General features: G+C 52.9%; 14 protein-coding genes and 1 pseudogene. 8 read left to right on the forward strand and 7 right to left on the reverse strand.

Features of this window, described 5'->3' with window-relative positions; all coding sequences use genetic code 11:
• Positions 1–48 precede the first annotated feature (48 nt).
• From IAE30_RS04325 to IAE30_RS04355, 7 genes and pseudogenes are all read left to right on the forward strand, one after another.
• The gene (locus IAE30_RS04325; RefSeq protein WP_200677889.1) at positions 49–5,598 is read left to right on the forward strand and encodes an autotransporter outer membrane beta-barrel domain-containing protein; all 5,550 of its coding nucleotides are present in this window, start codon (positions 49–51) and stop codon (positions 5,596–5,598) included.
• Positions 5,599–5,919: 321 nt separating this feature from the next.
• A complete protein-coding gene (locus IAE30_RS04330) occupies positions 5,920–7,365 on the forward strand; it encodes a sugar porter family MFS transporter (RefSeq protein WP_045815526.1) in 1,446 nt (481 codons plus the stop codon).
• Positions 7,366–7,510: 145 nt separating this feature from the next.
• Positions 7,511–8,332 (forward strand): TIM barrel protein, encoded by an 822-nt coding sequence (locus tag IAE30_RS04335; protein WP_200677887.1) that lies wholly within the window; start codon positions 7,511–7,513, stop codon positions 8,330–8,332.
• Between the two features lie 33 nt (positions 8,333–8,365).
• Positions 8,366–9,376: a Gfo/Idh/MocA family protein gene (locus IAE30_RS04340; protein ID WP_200677885.1), complete on the forward strand. Its 1,011-nt coding sequence runs from the start codon at positions 8,366–8,368 to the stop codon at positions 9,374–9,376.
• A gap of 292 nt (positions 9,377–9,668) precedes the next feature.
• Complete coding sequence (locus tag IAE30_RS04345) at positions 9,669–9,863, forward strand: hypothetical protein (protein ID WP_045815529.1); 195 nt, start codon at positions 9,669–9,671, stop codon at positions 9,861–9,863.
• Between the two features lie 9 nt (positions 9,864–9,872).
• Positions 9,873–10,268 (forward strand): hypothetical protein, encoded by a 396-nt coding sequence (locus tag IAE30_RS04350; protein ID WP_200677883.1) that lies wholly within the window; start codon positions 9,873–9,875, stop codon positions 10,266–10,268.
• Positions 10,269–10,397: 129 nt separating this feature from the next.
• Positions 10,398–11,637 (forward strand): annotated as a pseudogene (locus IAE30_RS04355) (aromatic amino acid transporter).
• Between the two features lie 10 nt (positions 11,638–11,647).
• Here IAE30_RS04355 and IAE30_RS04360 read toward each other — a convergent pair.
• Genes IAE30_RS04360 through IAE30_RS04390 form a run of 7 tightly spaced genes read right to left on the reverse strand, consistent with a single transcriptional unit; the run spans position 11,648 to position 18,841 of the window.
• A complete protein-coding gene (locus tag IAE30_RS04360) occupies positions 11,648–13,033 on the reverse strand; it encodes an amidohydrolase family protein (protein ID WP_200677881.1) in 1,386 nt (461 codons plus the stop codon).
• A complete protein-coding gene (locus IAE30_RS04365; protein ID WP_200677879.1) occupies positions 13,033–13,803 on the reverse strand; it encodes a cysteine hydrolase family protein in 771 nt (256 codons plus the stop codon). Before IAE30_RS04365 ends, IAE30_RS04360 begins: the two co-directional genes overlap by 1 nt.
• A 1-nt stretch (position 13,804) precedes the next feature.
• Complete coding sequence (locus IAE30_RS04370) at positions 13,805–14,227, reverse strand: cupin domain-containing protein (RefSeq protein ID WP_182058520.1); 423 nt, start codon at positions 14,225–14,227, stop codon at positions 13,805–13,807.
• Positions 14,228–14,229: 2 nt separating this feature from the next.
• Positions 14,230–15,168 carry an ABC transporter permease gene (locus IAE30_RS04375; RefSeq protein ID WP_200677876.1) on the reverse strand — a complete coding sequence of 313 codons (939 nt, stop codon included), beginning with the start codon at positions 15,166–15,168 and terminating at the stop codon, positions 14,230–14,232.
• Positions 15,165–16,280 carry an ABC transporter permease gene (locus tag IAE30_RS04380; RefSeq protein WP_200677875.1) on the reverse strand — a complete coding sequence of 372 codons (1,116 nt, stop codon included), beginning with the start codon at positions 16,278–16,280 and terminating at the stop codon, positions 15,165–15,167. The genes IAE30_RS04375 and IAE30_RS04380 overlap by 4 nt, the downstream gene beginning before the upstream one ends.
• Entirely contained in the window at positions 16,264–17,814 is a 1,551-nt protein-coding gene (locus IAE30_RS04385) for an ABC transporter ATP-binding protein (protein WP_200677874.1), read from the reverse strand. Before IAE30_RS04385 ends, IAE30_RS04380 begins: the two co-directional genes overlap by 17 nt.
• Before the next feature lie 16 nt (positions 17,815–17,830).
• Positions 17,831–18,841: a BMP family protein gene (locus IAE30_RS04390; protein WP_200677872.1), complete on the reverse strand. Its 1,011-nt coding sequence runs from the start codon at positions 18,839–18,841 to the stop codon at positions 17,831–17,833.
• Between the two features lie 106 nt (positions 18,842–18,947).
• Between IAE30_RS04390 and IAE30_RS04395 the strand changes: the two genes are divergently transcribed.
• Complete coding sequence (locus IAE30_RS04395; RefSeq protein WP_200677870.1) at positions 18,948–19,847, forward strand: LysR family transcriptional regulator; 900 nt, start codon at positions 18,948–18,950, stop codon at positions 19,845–19,847.
• Positions 19,848–19,884 lie beyond the last annotated feature (37 nt).

Genomic DNA, 19,884 nt, shown 5'->3' on the forward strand with positions numbered 1-19,884 from the left:
GGCGCTATTTTGCCGCGTGAAAATATTATTTTCTCTCTGGAGGAAAGGATGTCATTTAAATTAAAACCGCTGGTTATCAGTTTGCTGGCTGCACAAGGCATTATGATTCCTGCGATGCAAACGAATGCTGCCGTTATTCAACCTTTTGACCCTGCGAAAAATGACAACAAAGTGGGGGTATTTTGCGTGTGCAACGGCAGCACACAATCGCTAACGGGGTTGCCGCAATTTACGCCGGGTAAAAGTGGCGAATTGCAGGTATCCATTGGCGAGTTACAGGATCAAGGCCGGTTGGTGACAGACAACAACTTATTAGGTAAAGAGAGGTTGAGTCTGGGGGCGCAGGATTTCACGATCTCAGTGCCTAATGAGGATCACCGCTCTTACAGCAATTTTCAGACTTACAACACAGCCGCGTTGAGCAATCTCGCCCCGGTCGATAGCAGCACCCTGGTCACCAATTTCGAAGAGGTAAAGAATCAGCAGTACATTGATTCGCGTGTTGCCTCAGTGAGTAATGGCACTATCAACGTGCAATTAGGCACGGATGGAGCCAGCACGGTGGCAAATGGTTGGGAGATGGCGGCTAAACAGAGCCGCTTATTCACTGCCAGCAATAAAGGCAACATGAACTGGGATTCGGATAACCGTATCACATTCACCGCGACGCAGATTCCTGCCGTGTCGCGCTGGGGCCTGAATGTGGACAATCTGGTGGCATATAACGGCGCATTCAGTGTGACCAGCCTGTATGGCGACACTACCGACTTCAACGTGACGTCATTGAGCGACCTGCAAAACTACAACGACTGGCTGATTGAGCAACTGCAAAATGGCCAGATCAGTTCCTCTGACTACAATAACGAATTTAATAAAGCGGTCACGCTCAGCAGCGGGCAAGTGGTGTGGGGAGTGAATACCCCGGATGAAGATGAAGCCTTCCTGCCGATAGGTGAACGCGTGGTGCTCAGTGCTGATGGTGCTAATGCATACGCCACCATTGAGGCAGGAAAAACCCTTGAGGTGGCGAATGCCAACGGCGGAGCGATGCGCGCGGACAATGGTGCCACCGCAACCATTAACGGCAAGTTAGCCAGTACCGGTAGCGGAATCACCGATAATGATGCACTGGTATTAACCCATGGCAGCAGCGGCATCAACAACGGTGTCATTAATAGTGGTTTCTTTAATAACGCCGAGGGGAGTGGCATTGATAACAGCACGCCTGGCGTCAATGGGTTAGCTGTTAACGCCAGCGGTAGTCGCTTTATTAACAACGGCATTATCAATAGCGCGGGATCAGCCATCCAGTTAGATAACAGCGAAGGGGTGAATAACGGCACTATCAATCTTGTCGGCGACAACGGCAGTGCCACTGCGGTGACACTGAGCGGCGCTGCGAGCACCTTCACCAACAATGGCACCATCTACCTTGGTCGTACGCCGCAAAACCATCCGGGTGACGCAACGTCTGACATTATGCTGGAGAGCGCCAACGGTATCCTTCAGTTGGGTAGCAACAGCGCAGTTAACAACGGCCACATCATCATGGGTTCGGGTGTACAAAGCGGCGCGGCGATGAGCGTGACTGGCGGCGCGGATGCCGTCACGCGTAATAATGGCGTCATTGATGTCAATGGTCGCGGCACTGGGCTGGAGGTGATGGACTCTGGCAGCGGCGGTCAGGTGGGCAATGCCGGAGTGATTAACCTGAATGGCGATAACGGTACTGGCCTGTTGGTGACGGCGAATGACGGTGGTTTGGCGCACGGCTGGTCTGATGGCCCAATCAATATTGCTGGCAAAGCAAATGTCACGGAAGGAACACGTAACACCGCAGTATGGGTGAACGGTATCGATAGCGGCGTCGCTTCGGCGGAGATCAGCGGACCGATCACCTTAAACGGAGCTGGCGCGATTGGGATACGCGCGGAAGGCAATGCCACGGCGAATGTATCGCAGACGGCTTTACCCACGGGTAATAGCGGTGCCGATCAAATCACCTTTCTCGCTATGGGGCCGAACGCAAAAATCTTACTGCCCGAGAATGGCCACTACGACGTAACGGGAGATAACGCATCCATCTTTCGTGTGCAGGATGGCGCGAGCTTTGATGGCAGTGGCATGACGTTAACTTCAAACGGCAACCTTTCCACCGCCGTCCTTGGCAGTGGCGATAACACCACGGTTAGCACCGGCAATGCCATCTTTAATCTCGGCGAAAATGGCATTGGTTTGCGTATTGAGGGCGCGGCGCAGGGCACCATTGACGCTGCAACCACCGTCAATATGAATGGCATACATAGCATCGTGGCGCAGGTACAAGGCAATCGTACCGACCTCAACGGCAATATTACCAACTCAACAACGCTGCCTTTCACCAACACGCTGCTGACTAACAATGCCAATATCTATGGCTCGCAGGATCGGCAGATTGGTTTTATTGCCAGTAGTTCTGGGCAGATGATCAATAACGGCGATATCACACTGGAAGGCAGCAACACGGTGGGGATTGGCTCACTCGGCGGGAATGCCACCAACAATGGCACGGTGTCGATCACTAATGGGAGCAGCGGGCTTTACACAGAGGGTTACACCTATTCGGTTGGCGCTCGTGCGACCAACAACGGCACGATCAATGTCTCCGCTGGCAATGCCAGCGCGGAACAGCCTTCCGTGGGTGGCGTGGCTTTTGGGGACGCCGCTTACTTCTACCAAAATGGCACCATCAATTTGTACGGTGAACATGCGGTAGGCGCGCAGGCGGGCAATGGCGGTTCGGTAGTGATTGGTGAAGGCAGTCAAATTGCATTCCATGCTGCCAATCAAATTGGTTATCAGGCGCTTGAAGGCTTTAGCAGCATCAGTAACAGCACCAATCTGACGACGGATGCTGAGAACATCTCGTTTTTGAGTGCAGGCGACGGCGGCTATATCAGTAACCAGGGCACCCTCATCGTCAATGGCAACAACAGCCGCGCGGTTGCATTGACGGATGGCGGCCTGCTGATCAACAGTGGTTCGATTTCCGCGTATAAGGGCGTGGCGTTGGACGCCTCGTCAGGGGCTTCGACATATCGTCAAAGCAGCGGACAACTCTATTCCGAAGGGACCGCTGCCATTCGTGTTGGCAATGGCGGTTCGCTTAACATTATTGGTGATGGTGAAGGCGATCAGTACAACAACTACAGCAGCACGATCTGGTCCAGCGGTAACGCAGATACGGTACTGATTGACAACGGTGCAGCCGGGTTTAGTGCCGATCATGTGGTATTGAGTGGCACCCGCAATCTTATTAATAACCGCGCAGAAACCAGCAATATTGCCCTGAATTATGTGCGACTGGACGTCAATGGCGGTAATGGCATCCGCTCGGCAACTTCGTTCGGTTATGACGACCATGTTTATCTCAATGTCAGCAGTAACAGCCAGACCAACGCGCCCGGCATCGGCTATCTGTTTGCCAATGAAGATGGTTCTGTCACCCACAACGATTTAACCCTGGGTCCTAATTACTACATTTTCCTTTCGGGTGCCAATACCACCGGCGTTCAAGCCAACACCACCGGCAAAGTGATCAACGAAGGCTTCATCGGCGTGTATGACTTGAGTGGTGGCTCGGCGATTGTCACTCACACCGCCAGCGAGGTGATTAACCGTGGCAATATCGTCTCAAACAGTAAAGTCTCGCCTGTGATTGATCTGCGCGGCGGGCAAACGCTCTTTATCAACCAAGGGCAAATTAGCGCAACTTTTCCGGATATTGAGGTGGTGGCTGGCGGCGCGACGAATGACCGCATTGCACTGATATCGGGTAGCGTGGTGGGGGATGTGAATACGGGTGCGGGTAATGACATCGTGCAAGTGTCCGGCGGTACGCTTGATGGTAGCGTGACCATGGGGAACGGTAATAACCAGGCGCTGGTGGAGAAAGTTGATCTGGCAAATACCCGGCATATCACGACACAGAATGGCGCTGGCAGCACACTCTATTTTAATGACATCAATGCGCGTGGCGGGTCATTTAGCGCCGATGATTTGAGCAAAGGCACCAACCTTGGCGGAGGCTGGAGCACCATCAACTTCAATAACACCCAATGGACGTTGACCGAGAACCTGAAACTGGCGCACAGCACCATTAATATCGGTGAAGGTTCAACGTTGTATGCGGGCAATGGCGTCAATCCCCTGCTGAGTGGCGCAACTGATGGTTCGCTGGTGGTGAATAATGCCGGTACGCTCGACCTTACCAATGGTAATGGCGTGCCCGGCAACACGCTGACCATTGATGGCGACCTCAATTCGCCTGGTGGTCATGTGAAGCTGAACACTCAGATTGACAGCGGTACAAGTGACAGTGTGCACGTAAATGGCAACACCAGCGGCACCACTTTGCTGGATGTTAACCCGATGGCGAACCATCTGGCGGTGATTACGCCTGATAACGGCATTGCACTGGCGCAGGTGACAGGCATTGCCAGTGCGAGCAGCTTCGCGCTGGCAAAGGGTTATGTGGCAGCGGGCCCTTATCAATATGGCCTTTACAATAGTTCAAACGGGACCGGGCAGGATTTTCGTCTCGCCAGCAACTTTGTCAGTGATGCAGATGGCCATGCACTACGTCCACAACTGACGCCACAAATGCCGTCTTATATCTCTGCGCCTGTCGGACTGGCCTACTACAACATGGCGGTCATAGACGACCTGCATAAGCGGTTGGGGGAATTGCGCCAGGATCCTGATAGCAGCACGGGCAACGGTGGCGAGATGTTTATCCGTTATCTTGGTTCAAATCTCACCTACAAGACAGATCGCAGCCTGAGCCAGAACGGCTACGACTTCGACCTTGATTACAGTGCAGTGCAACTGGGCGGCAATTTGATTCATCTGCAGGGAGCCAGCGACAGTTTGCGAGCCGGCGTGGCCTACACGCGAGGTAATGTCCGGATTCGCCCCGATGCAGCGGATGGTTACAGCTCGACCAGCTTCGACAGCGATACCCTGTCGCTCTACGGCACCTGGCTGCGTGACAGTGGCTTCTATGTGGATGGGGCGCTGTCATTCGACTGGCACCGTGGTGATACTGATATTGCACGGCAAAAAGAGGTGGGCAAACTCAAGGGTAACGGCTGGGGCGCGTCACTGGAAACGGGCTACCCGTGGCAGTTGGGCAATGGAATTCGTCTGGAACCGCAGGCGCAATTAGTCTACTTGCAGCTCAACATGGATGATCTGGTGGATCGTGATAACACCCGCGTCAGCTGGGGCAATTACGATCAAACCATTGGCCGCGTGGGCGCGCGTTTGGATCGCACCTGGCAAGATACCGCTGGGCAGCAATACACGCCTTATCTGCGGACCAGCTACACACGCGGTTGGGGCGGGGCGGCCACCACGCGAGCGGGTATAAACGGCAGCGCGGATAACGTCAGTTTCGACAGCGGAAAGTTCGGTCAGATGTGGGACGTCGGCATGGGTGGCACGGCCACGCTTAAAGGGAATCTCTCATTGTATGCTGAGGCAGAGTATCGTCAGGAGCTTGACGGTAACGGTACTCAAGGCTGGCGCTATAACGCTGGTGTAAGCTGGCAATTCTGATTGCGTTTACCTTACGCCAATATTCCCTGGCGTAAGGTTTTTCTTATTTCACCGCTCTGACCTTTAAGGCATTAGCGCCACTATTATTCAATATTACCCTCCCTCCTCAGTTCAGGGTTATTTGAAACCTTCTTTTCCTCGCACCTTTAATTAAGTCACGCTTTTGATGTTTAACCATCAAAATAAAATATCCAGAATGCTTGATATCACATTTCGGAAAATCAATTTCAAATAAAAATTAACATGAAACAAAAATACCGATAGCGTCATTTCTGTTTTGTTCTGCTGTATTTCCAAATGCGTTTTTTACCAGGAGAGGTTATGGAAAAAGAACTGTATATCTCGACAAATACCGCGTCAGGCCCCAATAGCGTGACGCGAACTGAGCCTTTTGTGAAGATTATTGCGCTGGTGGCAACCCTCGGCGGATTATTATTTGGCTACGATACTGGGGTGGTATCGGGTGCGCTGTTATTTATGCGCAGCGACCTGCAATTAACGCCATTCACCACGGGTCTGGTGACCAGCTCGTTACTGTTTGGAGCCGCATTCGGCGCTTTGCTGGCTGGGCATTTCGCCGATGCCATGGGCCGACGCAAAATCATCATCACTCTGGCGTTTATTTTTGCCCTTGGCGCAGTCGGTTCAGCATTTGCTCCGGATGTGGTGTCGATGATTATGTCACGACTTTTCCTCGGCATTGCTGTGGGCGGTGCTGCGGCGACCGTACCGGTCTATATCGCTGAAATCGCGCCAGCCAATAAACGCGGCCAACTGGTGACTTTACAGGAGTTGATGATTGTATCGGGTCAACTGCTGGCGTATGTCTCGAATGCGACCTTCAATGAAATCTGGGGTGGTGAGCATACCTGGCGCTGGATGCTGGCACTCTCGACTGTTCCCGCCGTGCTGTTGTGGTTGGGTATGATTTTCATGCCAGAAAGCCCGCGCTGGCTTGTGATGCGAGGCAATGTCCGCGAAGCCAGGCAGGTGTTGGAGAAGACCCGTGCAGCAGAGGATGTTGAGTGGGAGTTAGAAGAGATTGAAGAGACCATTGAAGAAAACCGGCAGAAAGGTAAAGGTCGGCTGCGCGATCTGCGCACGCCCTGGCTACGTAAGGTGTTTCTGTTAGGTATTGGTATCGCTGCCATCCAGCAGCTGACCGGCGTTAACACCATTATGTACTACGCGCCGACCATGCTGACTGCGACAGGGCTGAGTAATGATGCTGCGCTGTTTGCCACCATAGCGAATGGTGTCATTTCTGTGGTGATGACCCTGGTCGGGATCTGGATGATAGGTAAAATCGGCCGCCGTCCGCTGGTGCTGGTGGGGCAGATGGGCTGCACCGCTTGCCTGTTCTTTATTGCCGCTGTGTGCTTCTTTATGCCGGAGTATCTTGCAGGCGGAGAGGTCAATCTGTTGCGTGCGTATCTGGTATTGACTGGCATGCTGATGTTCCTGTGTTTCCAGCAAGGCGCGCTCTCCCCGGTGACCTGGCTGCTGCTTTCGGAGATCTTCCCCGCGCGCATGCGAGGTATCTGCATGGGCGGCGCGGTATTCGCACTGTGGATGGCCAACTTTGCTATCTCTATGGCATTTCCAATATTGCTGGCTGCCTTTGGTCTTGCAGGCGCTTTCCTCACCTTCGCGATCATCGGTATTGGTGGATCGATGTTTGTGCTGCGCACCATTCCGGAAACGCGAGGGCGCAGTCTGGAACAGGTCGAACATTACTTCTTCGCGCTGTATGACGGCAAGCCTTAGAGATGGATGCGCGAGCTTGATGTAAATCACTCAAGGATGACGCAGTACAAATCCAGAAGATAAATTACTATCAAAACACGCTAAACACCGCAGCAAAACAGAATAACCAAAACACAATACGCTGATAATCATTTCAGGAAATAACATGACCCAGAAAATAAGCCGCGACCGTTTTTGTATTAATCGAAAAATTGCGCCGAACTTAACTGTTACTCAGTTTTTCACCTTGGTGAAAGATTTGGGGATAAATAAGGTCGAGATTCGTAATGATATGAAGAGTGGCAGTGTGACGGATGGTTTAGGGGGCGCGAAAGTTCGTGAATTGGCAAATCAACATGCGCTGACCATCGAAACAATCAATGCGGTGTATCCGTTTAACCAGTTATCCGATGAGATATTGGAAAAAACACGGGGTTTATTAAAGGACGCACGTGAAACCGGGGCGAAAGCGCTGGTGTTGTGCCCACTCAATGACGGAACGGTGGTCTCCAGTGAACAAACGGTTGCCGCTTTAAAAACGCTCGCGCCGCTGTTCGCCGAATACGGCATTGAAGGGCTGGTGGAACCGTTGGGCTTCCCGCAGAGTTCGCTGCGTTCGGCGGCACTGGCACAACAGTTGATCAAACAGGCGGATGTGCCATTCAAGATCGTGCTCGATACCTTCCATCATCATTTGTATGAAGGCGCAGAACAGGACTTCGCCGGTGGCGTTGACGTTAACCGCATCGGATTGGTTCACCTGTCTGGCGTGACGGATACACGTCCAACTGCAGAATTGACTGATGAAGAACGCATCATGCTCAGCGCTGAGGACCTGTTGCAATCGAAACGACAAGTCCAGCGCCTGGAAGAGAGAGGTTACACCGGTACTTACGCGTTTGAACCCTTCTCGTCAGTGATGGAAGCGTGGAGCGAAGCGGATATCGCGCGTGAGATTCGTACCAGCATTGATTTTCTGAACCATTAATTTTACTCGTATAGAAGAACGAAGGAACAAACCATGACGCTGAATATTGGTGTAATTGGCACTGGCGCAATCGGGCGCGAACACATTCGTCGTTGCAGCCAGGTGCTGCAAAATGCTCGCGTGGTTGCACTGAATGACATCAACCGTGCTAACTGCGAGCAGATCCTGACCGATCTCGCACTCAAAGCCGAGATCTATGACAATGCACATGACCTGATTAATGCTCCTGATGTACAGGCGATTCTGGTGACATCATGGGGCCCAACGCATGAAGAGTTTGTGCTGGCAGCGATTAAAGCCGGGAAAGCGGTATTTTGTGAAAAGCCGCTAGCGGTAACGTCGCAGGGTTGTATGAACATTGTCGAGGCGGAGATCGCGAGTGGTAAAAAGCGCGTGCAGGTTGGCTTCATGCGCCCGTACGATAGCGGCTATCGTGCATTGAAAAGCGTTATTGATAGCGGAGACATTGGCGAACCCTTAATGTTGCACTGCGCACACCGTAACCCGGAAGTGGGTGATAACTACACCACGGACATGGCGATCACTGACACCCTGATCCATGAACTGGATGTTCTGCGTTGGTTGTTGAAAGACGATTACGTCAGTGCACAGGTGATTTATCCGCGTAAAACGCGTAAAGCCTCATCGCATCTGAAAGACCCGCAGATAGTGTTGCTGGAAACGGCGAAGGGCGTACGCATTGACGTCGAAATTTTCGTCAACTGTGCCTATGGCTATGATATCCAGTGTGAAGTGGTGGGTGAGACCGGGATTGCGAGCTTGCCTGAGCCGATGTCCGTTCAGACACGAAGTGCGGCTAAACTCTCCACAGGCATTCTGACCGACTGGAAAAAACGCTTCATCGATGCCTACGATGTGGAATTGCAGGATTTCATTAACAGCGTGTTGTCTGACAACATGACGGGCCCGTCTGCCTGGGATGGTTATGCTGCGGCGGTTGCCGCCGATGCCTGTGTTGCCGCGCAAAACAACGGTGAGATTGTGCCGATTACCATGCCACCACGCCCTGCGTTTTATCAATGACGGAAACACGGGCGCACCCTGGTGCGCCCGTGACTGAGTGTTTAAGCCATCACGTGAGCTTGATTTATCGTTGGCGATTCACCGCTAAGTGCTGTATAAATACTCAGTTCATTGAAAGCGGGTGGGTATGTTTTGCATCCAGAGAGGGTTCCTCTTTCAGAGGTAGATTGAATGTTGCCCACTTTTAAATGTCAAAATTTCAGGAAAGGTTGAGTTTCTACGTTAAAGAGGCATCATGTTTAAGCGGTTGATGCCCGTTGGCGGTTTAAACTTCGCGAAGTCAGGAGATCATATGCCAAAGATTCTGGAGCTTTTTCTCAGCATGCCAGGACGATTGATGCAATCAATCAACCAGCAGGATATTGAGCAGTCTAATGACAGTAAAATTATCACTGATGCTAATGGTAATGCGTTGTTAAACATGAATAATCCGCAGGTCCGCGATTCCATGCAGGCCCGTATGAAGGAATTGGCCGCAAAACGTTAAGGATTAACGATGGGTCCGCTGGTGATTATGGTGGTATTGGTCTGTGGCTTTTGGTTTACAGAAAATCATTATCAATCCCGCATACGCCATGCCAGAACCGATGGCTGGACATCGTATTTTTATGTTGCCATGCATGGCTGCAAGTTTGTCATTCAGGGATTTTGCCTGATTCTATTTATTTACCTGTTCCTGGTCGTTGTCAGCCTCATCTTTTCAATTCCCCATCTGTTTGTGTCCACCTATGGCATCAAAGACTACTATTCGTGGTTAACGTATAATACGGCACTCTCATATCCACTCTTTTTCCTTTTCTCTGTAATACCGATGGATGAGGTTGAGACCCTCTCATTGTTTGATACCAGCACCTACCAATGTTTTGATGAATTCATCAATAAAAGGTCTTAACACTCCACTCACGAGTGACGCTGTCACCCTACGCTGACACTCAGCGCGTCACGACCTGATACCGTTGCCTCTCCCTCGTGACACTTTCCGTGTAATATCGCCGCCTTTGATCTTTCAGGGATTCTGATAATGACGGACTCAACCTTAAGCCAGCGCCAACCCTCCGTTTGGTGGGGGGCAATGATTATTTGCGGTACGGTGGTGGGTGCGGGCATGTTCACCTTGCCGATTGTGATGGCCGGTGCGTGGTTTAGCTGGGCACTGCTGCTGTTGCTGGTGACGTGGGGCGCGATGTTGCTATCAGGTTTGCTGTTTATGCGCACCAGCCTGCACTATCCGCAGGGTTCGGGTTATGACACCTTAACGAAAGATCTACTGGGTCGCGGTTGGGCAACGCTTAACGGTCTCAGTATTCTCTTTGTGCTGGGGCATCCTGACTTATGCCTATATCTCCGCCAGCGGGCCGGTTTATCAGCACTCGCTCAACCTGGCAGGGCTGCCGCTCTCCACCGCCGGCGCAAAAATCGCACTCACGCTCGCCGTGGCCGCCGTGGTGTGGCTGGGTACGACAGGCGTGAGTCGCTTAATGACGTTCTGCGTAATGGCGAAAATCCTGCTGCTGATCCTGCTCTTTGGTGGTTTGCTGACACAGGTCAGCTTGCCTTCGTTATTCAGCGTCGCGCCAGCGGGAGAGCATTATTGGCCTTATGCACTGGGCGTATTACCGTTTTGCCTGGCGTCTTTTGGTTATCACGGCAATATCACCGGGCTGGTGAGTTATTACGATGGTAACAAACGTTCAATCACGCAAGCGCTGGTGCTTGGTACCTTAATGTCGCTCGCTCTCTACCTGTTCTGGTTGACCAGCACCATGGGTAATCTGCCGAGGGCCGCATTCCCCGGAATCGTACAGCAGGGCGGTGATATCGCCGCCCTGATGGCGGCGTTGAGCGATCACCTCCATGTCAGTGCACTGGCATTGATGATGTCCGTCTTTTCACATTTTGCCGTAATCGCCTCTTTTCTAGGCGTGACGGCGGGGCTGTTTGACTTCATTGCCGATCGTCTAGGCTGGGGCAACACTCCGCTGGCACGTCTGAAAACAGCCTGTCTGACCTTTCTGCCCCCGTTGATTGCATCACTGCTCTGGCCGCATGGTTTTGTCGCCGCAATTGGCTTCGCGGGATTGTTTGCTACCCTTTGGGCGGTCATTATCCCGGCGATGCTGGCCTGGAAGGCACAACGGCGTTTTGCCGGGATGCCGCGATCTATGCTCTCGATCGTGCTGGTCATGATTTTCGGTGTACTAAATATCGGTGCCTGGTTACTCAGTTGGTTAGGTTGGCTGCCTGGTTTCGGCAACGCCTGAATTAACACCATTAAAACGCCATTGAACGCCAGCCTCGAGGCATATCATTGCCGGTTCGTGCGGCCAGGGATTGTGCCGCACGTTGTGAACGCGCCATCACGGCTTGCTGGTTGATCTGAGTAAATTCGCCATTTCTCAGCAACCAGGCACCGTCAACAAACACATCACTGACTTCATGGCCCAATGCGGAATAAACCAGTGACGAGACCGGGTGGTGGATGGGCGTCATCGCCGGGTGTGAGGTGTCAACAATGACCACATCCGCGCGTTTACCGACTTCCAATGAACCGACCAGATGATCAAGACCAATGGCTCGTGCACCATCAATAGTGGCCATCTCCAGCACCTTCTCTGCGGTCATAATGGTAGGATCGCGGTGTACCCCTTTTTGCAGGAGTGCAGCCACTTTCATTGCCTGGAAAAGGTTATGATTATTGCTGCTGGCAGGGCCGTCAGAGCCGAGTCCTACCGTCAATCCTGCCGCCAGCATTTCTGGTATGGGAGGCACCCCTGACGCAAGATATAAATTACTGCATGGGTTGTGCGAGACGCGTGTGTCGTGATGTTTTAGCGCGCGGATATCACGAGAACTGCACTGCACACAGTGCACGGCCAACACATCCGGGCCGAGGAAACCGATATCACTCAGAAATTCGGTGTCGGTTCCCTGAAAACGCAGTTTGGCTTGTTCAATTTCAAAATCGGTTTCCGCGACATGCGTTGTAATCAGTACGCCGGTCTCATTGGCTAACTCACGGGTGCCGCGCAGCACTTTCTCATCCAGAGCCCAAATCATGCTGGGCGCCAGGCCTACTTTGACGCGGCCGTTGGCCTTATGGAAACGATGAATAACATCACGCGCGTCTGCCAGCGCGGCTTCCGGCGTTTCGATAAGTGCTTCAGGGATGCCATGTTCAGCGCCAGTGGTCAGGAATCCACGGCATACATGACCGCGAATACCACTGACCTCAAAAGCTTCAATGACTTTTGCGGTCAAACCCGGCCGGGGATGGGCATACATAAAATCGACCAGCGAAGTGACGCCTGAACGCAGAGATTCCATGCAGCCGTGCAGGGCTGCGGCATAAACATCCTCTTCCGTTAACGCGACAGCGCTCGGTCCGGTCATACAGGTAAACCATTTTTTCAGCACCATGTCGTCGCCCAACCCCTTTAATAGCGTCTGAAACAGGTGCGTGTGCGTGTTGACCATACCCGGAATAATAATGCGCTGACGGCAATCGATAACCTCCGCCTCCGGATATTGCAGGCTGAGCGTCTCGCGTGTTCCGATGGCACGGATATGATGGCCTTCAATCACCAAACTTGCCTGTTCCAGAATTTCACGCTGGGAGTTCATGGTGATAATCCAGCCATCGGACAATAAATAACTCATCAATCACACTCCAATTGCTGTTTTAATTGCGATCCCTGAACGACAAAACCGAAGCACTGTTGCACGTTGTACAGCGTGGCGTCGCGGCAATAAGAGGGTGACGTGGTTGCGCTGCAGTCCTCAAGAAGCAGGCAGTCATAACCTCGAAAGTTAGCGTCCTGGAGGGTGCACAGCACACATTGATCGAGATTCACGCCAGCAAACAGCAGTGTTGTCACACCAAGGTTACGCAGGATGCTGTCAAGTTCGCTGTCATGAAAGCCGGACATACGATATTTGTTGATGCGGATATCGCGTGAGTCAGGCGTTAACTCTTCGACAATTTCAGCCGCCCAGCTCCCGGCTTCCAGCACAGGCGCACCGGAAAGGGGGAGAGGATCACCTAAGCCAACGCCATCGCCATTGGGGTTATAAACATGCAACAGTGCCGGGCTGAGATTGAGCTTATCGGGTCGATTACCCCAGTTAAGCCAGATCACCGGCACCTCGGCTTGACGCAGAACCGGCAGTAAATTTTGTAGCGGGGCAATGGGCGCGCGTGCAGGCGTGACATCCACACCAATGTGGCCGAGCCAGCCATTGGGATGGCAAAAATCGTTCTGCATATCAATCACAACGATCGCGGTGTGTTGTAAATCAAAAATCACCGATCGATCGCCAGTGCTGAGCTCGACCGGGCGTGAAGCTTGCGATGGACGACGTGTATCAATGCGTTCTTTTGAGACGCGCCATTGGTTAAATCGGCTGCTGCCCAATACGTTTAACCCCATTTCAGGCTCCTGTCAGAATACGCAAATCTTCACTGTCTAATGTGACAGGGTCACCGCTGCGAATCAGCTCGGAAAAGCCTTCGTTTGGCGTCATGACCGTCAGCGTATACAGCTTTTCGCTTCCTGTATTGCGAATGGCATGATCATTACCAGGGTGTAACAACAGCGAATCACCTTTCCTGATCACCAGCTCGTCATCATTACAGCGAGCCACGCCTTCACCATGAAGAACATAGAAAAACTCATGGGCAGTGGCATGTTCATTAGGAGGCGTCGCGCCGCCGACGTTAAAGATCTCTACAACAAAGATATTCTCAATACCATCGAGGGTTTTATCGCACAGGATGGCGAAGTAATTGGTGCTGTCCGGACTAATACGGAAAGCCTGAACATCCTTCAGATTATTGAAACGAAACGTTTTCATATTTATTCCCTTCGATAAGGCTGCGTCAGTGCGCCGGGTTGTAATGTGCGTCCCACGACACCTGACATTGCCAGAATCGTGAGCAGATAAGGCAGTGCGAGCAGCACCTGCGGTGGCAGCGTGTTTTCAAACAGCTGTAATGAGAGTTGCAATGCATCAGCCGCACCAAAGATAAAGGCTGCGAGCAGGGCTTTTAGTGGGCTCCAGCGGCCAAAAATCACGATGGCAAGCGCGATAAACCCTTGACCACTGACAATATTGTCGCGAAACAGGCCGATTTGCGCGGTGACCAGATAGCCGCCGGCTAAACCCGCTCCAACACAGGAAAACATCACGCCCCAGGTACGGATTTTCAGCACGTTCAGGCCGGCAGCATGCGCAGCTCGCGGGTTTTCTCCAACGGCGCGCAGCGAAAGACCAAAGCGCGTATGGAAAAGACAATAATGTGCCAATACGGCCAGAATCAGCGTGAGGTAAAGGGGCAGCGGCTGCTGGAACAGAATCGGTCCAACGACGGGGATCGATGAGAGCACCGGTATATGCCAGGGCTCCAGCATGGGAATGGTTGGCGACGAGCCATTGCCCATCACCAGGGCATAGATCCACGAAGCAAGCCCGGCAGCGAGAATATTAAATACAATACCGACCACGACCTGGCTGGCATGTGCGCGCAGATAGAGCGCGGCCAGCACGCAGCCAACGATCAAGCCGCCAACGCCACCCGCGATAAAACCCAGCGCCGTGGATCCACTTTCAACCGCCATCATGTAACTGGCCAGCGCGCCAAGTAAGATAGTGCCCTCAATGCCAATATTCAGCACGCCGGAACGTTCAGCGTAGATTTCTCCCAGTGCTGCAAGTAACACGGGTCCGGCAAGGCGAACTGCTGCGGCAAGCCAACTGATAAAGAATGCGGTATCGAGATTAGCCAGCAAATTCATGATTGTTCCTCTGCAAGCGTGCGGTTGCCTCTGCGTAAACACGGTAAGTTAATGCGGTAGTAGCGCAGCAGATCGCCAGCCAGGATCAATAACACCACCAGACTTTGCAGGATCAACACCACCGATGTGGGTAAACCGGTTTGGCGCTGCATGGCACTGCCGCCCACTTCAAGGCCGCCGTATAAAATCGCGGTAGGGATCACCAGCAGTGGATTCAGACGCGCTAACAAGGCAACCACCACGCCGATAAAACCCACACCGCCTGAAATGCCATCCATTAAACGATGCTGCACGCCAAGCACGGCACATAAACCGGCTAATGCCGCTAATCCACCGCCAAGCAACACGGCTCCCATCTGACGGCGGTTAACATCAACACCGCTGTAGCGTGCAGCTCGTGGATTCAGGCCAGCGATTTTTATTTCAAAGCCTGCCGGGGTGGCCCGCAACAGCCAGAAAACAAACAGGCTAGCGACCAAAGCGATGGCGATTCCCCAATGCGCACGCATGCCACTCATGACAAACGGCAACCAGCTATCGGCGGGTAAACGTGGCGTCTGCGGAAGATCACCCGGCGCGCGCATGGGTCCGGAAACGAGGTACTGCACGATAAACAACGCAACATAATTCGCCATCAACGAAATCAGGACATCGTTGCCACCGAATTTGACGCGGAGTGCGCCTACCCATCCGGCCCAGATGGCACCCGCGAGAAACGCGGCCAGTAAAACCATCGGCCAATAAATCAAAGAGGGAATGGCCCACGGAAAACCCTGCGGTGTGCCAGAAAGGGCGATCCAACTGGCTGCGGCAGCACCCAACAAAAAGCAACCTTCAAAGCCGATATAGCCCAGTCCCGCTCGCCATACCACGATGGTGGCCAGCGCGATGAGCATGAGCGGTGTGGCCTGGACTATGCTCAGACCAACACTACGCAGAGAACCGAACGCTTCATTAAACAGAAAACCATAGGCGGATAGTGGGTTGCCGCCAAAGGGGATAAATAATAATCCCGCGATGGCGAAGGCAGCGGCAATGCCACAGATGCTGGTCAGCAACAGCGCGCCAGTGGATTCAGCGGGGGCGAGGCGTCTCTCAAGCAGCTTCTTCACGTTCGCCTCCTTTTTGCAGATGGGCGCCCGCCATAAGCTCACCGAGCTTTTCTGCTGTGGCTTCATGTGCAGGCAGTTCGCCCGCGATTTGTCCGCTATACATCACGGCGATACGATCGGACAGGTTGAGAATTTCCTCTAACTCCGCCGAAATCATCAAAATGGCGCAACCGCGATCGCGCGCCGCAATTAAGCCTTGCCACACGCTCTCAATCGCGCCGACATCCAATCCACGTGTCGGTTGCTCAACCACGAGTAAGCAGGGATCGCTCGCCACTTCACGACCGAGTATGAGCTTCTGCAAATTGCCGCCAGAGAGTTTTCCAGCTTCGAAATCAGCATCGGGCGTGCGCACGGCGAAACGCGCAATAATATCGCGGGCATGCTGGCTGATGTGCTGTCGGTCCAGCAACCAGCCGCCTGCGCGAGTGAAACGGTGTTGACGACCTAACAATGCATTGTCAGTGATTGATAACGCTGTCACTGAACCGACGCCACGTCGATCGGCGGGGATAAATCCCACCCCTTTATGACGACGGACTGCCGGGGAATCCTCGCTGATATCGGCCCCATTCAACAAAATGCGCCCGGCCTCCAGCTTGCGCAGATTGAGTAACGCTTCAGCAAGCTCGGACTGGCCGTTACCTTCAACCCCCGCAATACCCAGAATTTCACCGGCTGCAACTTGCAAAGAGACGCGCCAGATTTTTTGCTGACCGCTGGCATCCCGGACCGCAATATTGTCGATATGCAACACCGTTTTACCCGGCTGGCAGGGGGATTTTTCCACGCGAAGTACCACATCACGGCCCACCATGCGGCGGGCCAAATCCCGCTCTGAAGTGTCATTGATATCGACCGAATCGATCATCCTGCCACCCCGCATCACCGAAACATGATGGGCTATTGCCATGATTTCATACAATTTATGCGTCACGATCACCACGGAACGCCCCTCAGCGCACAGTGATTTTAACGTGGCAAACAGGCCTTCTTTTTCTTGTGGCGTAAGCACTGCAGTGGGTTCATCAAGAATCAGTACCTGGGCATCGCGGTACAATAATTTGAGGATCTCAACGCGCTGTTGCACGCCAATGGGCAAATGGTGCACGTTCGCCCAGGGATCAATCGCCAGACCGTGCTTGTCAGAGAGCGCCTGTAACCGTTGCGCAGCAGCTTGCAGATTAAGCACGCCACTGCGGTTCTCTTTCAGCCCCAGCACCACGTTCTCGACCACGGTCATTGGCTGTACCAGCATGAATTCCTGGTGAACCATACCGATGCCGCAGTGGATGGCATCACTCGGATCGCGAAAACGCCGGGGTAATCCATCCACGACAATCTCGCCCTCATCTGCCTGATACAGGCCATACAGAATCTGCATCAAGGTGCTTTTACCTGCACCGTTTTCACCCAACAAGGCGTGGATTTCACCGGCTTTGATGCTGAGTGAAACGCCATCGTTGGCCACTACGCGAGCAAAGCGTTTGGTGATGTTATTGAGTGCCACGCGAACAGGTGCTGTTGCTGTCATAACAAGTTCCCGCCGGTTAAACAGTTGGTTTCAACGCGCCACTGTCGAGCTGCTGCCAAATGGTCTGGAATTTAGCCCATACATCCGCGCTGACAAGTTTGCTGTTGTAATGTTCATTGCCGCTGACCACCGACCAGGCTTTACCCACCGTTGGATGCCACTCATCACCCCCTTTGAAGGTTTTATTGGCGACCGACTCTCCGACTTGTTCAACCATCCAGTCGAGGTTCTGACGGAAGCTGCACGCGACATAATCCGGTGCGACATCACGCTGATCGACATAACATCCGATGGCTTTCACTTTTCCCGCGGCAGCGCCTTGCATTGCGCCTAACCCGGTCACATCAGCGGCATGCCAAATCACATCAGCGCCATTACCAATCATGGTGGTGGCAGCTTCTCGACCTTTGGCGGCGTTGTCATAGTCGCCAGTGACCACACCCATACCTTTGATGCCAGGGCGTGTTTTCTCTGCTGCCTGGATGAACGCCCGCATCATGGCTTGCTGCGTTGGATTGTCCCCGCCGCCGACAAAGCCCACGGCTTTGCCTTTATCAGAGATCAATGCTGCCAGAGCCCCGGCGGCATAAGCGCCTTGCAAATACGCGAGGTTCACGTACTCAACGTTATCAGGTGATTTCTCACCAGGTTTGAACGTTGAGGCGAAGAAATAGGTTGCGGGGTATTCCGGCGCAATCTCGGCAAAGGCGGAACCGTATTCGAAGCTGTGTCCAATGATCAGGGTGTAACCATCGTCAGCGTAACCTCGGATCACTTGTTCCATTTGAGCTTGCGGTACGCTTTCACTGTAGGCAACGCTAAAACCGGCCTTTTTCAGGCTCTGTAATCCAGCAAATGCCAGTGAACTCCAGCCACCATCGGCAACAGAGCCTGGCAACAGCAGGGCAATTTTTATGGTGTTATTCGCAGCCATTGCGCTACGCGACAGCATGGGAGCCAGAGCCGGTAACAACAGCGCGCCAGCCACTAATTTCGCAAATTTTCTGCGGGATACGTCTGCCATCATGTGTTCTCCTGGTGTGGTTTTGTTGTATTAATCACCGGAAGAGCATTATCTTAAAAGCATCATTTTTCGCACTTACCGATGACTTAAAGGCAACGCAGGGGAACGCATGCTTCAGCACCGTTTGTTTATTTATATCGACCAGATTGCTCGTAGCGGTTCTATCCGCAAAGCCGCTGAGCGTTTGCATATTTCGGCCTCGGCCATTAATCGCCAACTGATTGCCCTGGAGGAGGAGTTGGGCACACCGCTGTTTCAGCGATTGCCACGTAAGATGGTGTTAACCGCAGCGGGCGAAGCCTTGATTCATCATGTGCGTCAAAGTTTTAAAGAAATTGAGATAGCGCAGATGAAGATTGAAGAACTAAAAGGTCTGCGCCGCGGTGAAGTCACGGTAGCGATGATGAGCGGGCTGGCCGCCAATCTCATTCCCCTCACGGCAGCGGAGTTTCGCCGTGCTAATCCCCGCGTGAAACTGCATCTCCAGCAACTCACTACGGGGGAGAACATCACCAATGCCGTCGCAAATGGTGAAGCAGATTTGGGGATTGGGTTTGATTTTGAATTACAACCCGTGCATCGCAAACTCGCCAGTGTGGCGGTGCGGTTGGGGGCGGTGGTGGGTACCGGGCATCCGCTGGCAGAAAAAGCCAGTTTACGTCTCAGCGACTGTCTGCCTTATCCCGTGGTGATCGCTGATAAATCAATGGTTATCAGACCTTACCTCAACGAGGTTTTCGCGCGGGCATCGATCAATCTACAAACAGTGATTGAAACTAACTCCATCGAGGTGATGCGGCAGTCGGCAATGATGGATCAGACTCTGACGTTCCTGACACCGATTGATATCGAATCGGATCAACGCAGCGGTAGGTTGATTTACATTCCGGTACGTGAGCTTGCGCAGCATACCCAGACGCTGATGCTAATCGGTCACGATCGCGGAACAAGCGCAATTGGTAGCGTTTTTGCGGAAACACTGAAAGGAATGATGTCGGCATTACGTTAGCGGTGAGGGCAACCCTCAGGTTGCCCCTGACAAATGC

The sequence above is a fragment of the Pantoea sp. S61 genome, from assembly GCF_016625145.1.
In the GTDB taxonomy this organism is placed as follows: Bacteria; Pseudomonadota; Gammaproteobacteria; order Enterobacterales; family Enterobacteriaceae; genus Pantoea; species Pantoea rwandensis_B.

What these genes read in the sequence shown, in the direction of transcription:
- IAE30_RS04340 (WP_200677885.1), top strand. Translation starts at nt 8,366, where the DNA reads ATGACGCTGAATATTGGTGTAATTGGCACTGGCGCAATCGGGCGCGAA.
- IAE30_RS04370 (WP_182058520.1), bottom strand. Translation starts at nt 14,227, where the DNA reads ATGAAAACGTTTCGTTTCAATAATCTGAAGGATGTTCAGGCTTTCCGT.
- IAE30_RS04345 (WP_045815529.1), top strand. Translation starts at nt 9,669, where the DNA reads ATGCCAAAGATTCTGGAGCTTTTTCTCAGCATGCCAGGACGATTGATG.
- IAE30_RS04335 (WP_200677887.1), top strand. Translation starts at nt 7,511, where the DNA reads ATGACCCAGAAAATAAGCCGCGACCGTTTTTGTATTAATCGAAAAATT.
- IAE30_RS04325 (WP_200677889.1), top strand. Translation starts at nt 49, where the DNA reads ATGTCATTTAAATTAAAACCGCTGGTTATCAGTTTGCTGGCTGCACAA.
- IAE30_RS04350 (WP_200677883.1), top strand. Translation starts at nt 9,873, where the DNA reads ATGGGTCCGCTGGTGATTATGGTGGTATTGGTCTGTGGCTTTTGGTTT.
- IAE30_RS04365 (WP_200677879.1), bottom strand. Translation starts at nt 13,803, where the DNA reads ATGGGGTTAAACGTATTGGGCAGCAGCCGATTTAACCAATGGCGCGTC.
- IAE30_RS04390 (WP_200677872.1), bottom strand. Translation starts at nt 18,841, where the DNA reads ATGATGGCAGACGTATCCCGCAGAAAATTTGCGAAATTAGTGGCTGGC.
- IAE30_RS04385 (WP_200677874.1), bottom strand. Translation starts at nt 17,814, where the DNA reads ATGACAGCAACAGCACCTGTTCGCGTGGCACTCAATAACATCACCAAA.
- IAE30_RS04330 (WP_045815526.1), top strand. Translation starts at nt 5,920, where the DNA reads ATGGAAAAAGAACTGTATATCTCGACAAATACCGCGTCAGGCCCCAAT.
- IAE30_RS04395 (WP_200677870.1), top strand. Translation starts at nt 18,948, where the DNA reads ATGCTTCAGCACCGTTTGTTTATTTATATCGACCAGATTGCTCGTAGC.
- IAE30_RS04360 (WP_200677881.1), bottom strand. Translation starts at nt 13,033, where the DNA reads ATGAGTTATTTATTGTCCGATGGCTGGATTATCACCATGAACTCCCAG.
- IAE30_RS04375 (WP_200677876.1), bottom strand. Translation starts at nt 15,168, where the DNA reads ATGAATTTGCTGGCTAATCTCGATACCGCATTCTTTATCAGTTGGCTT.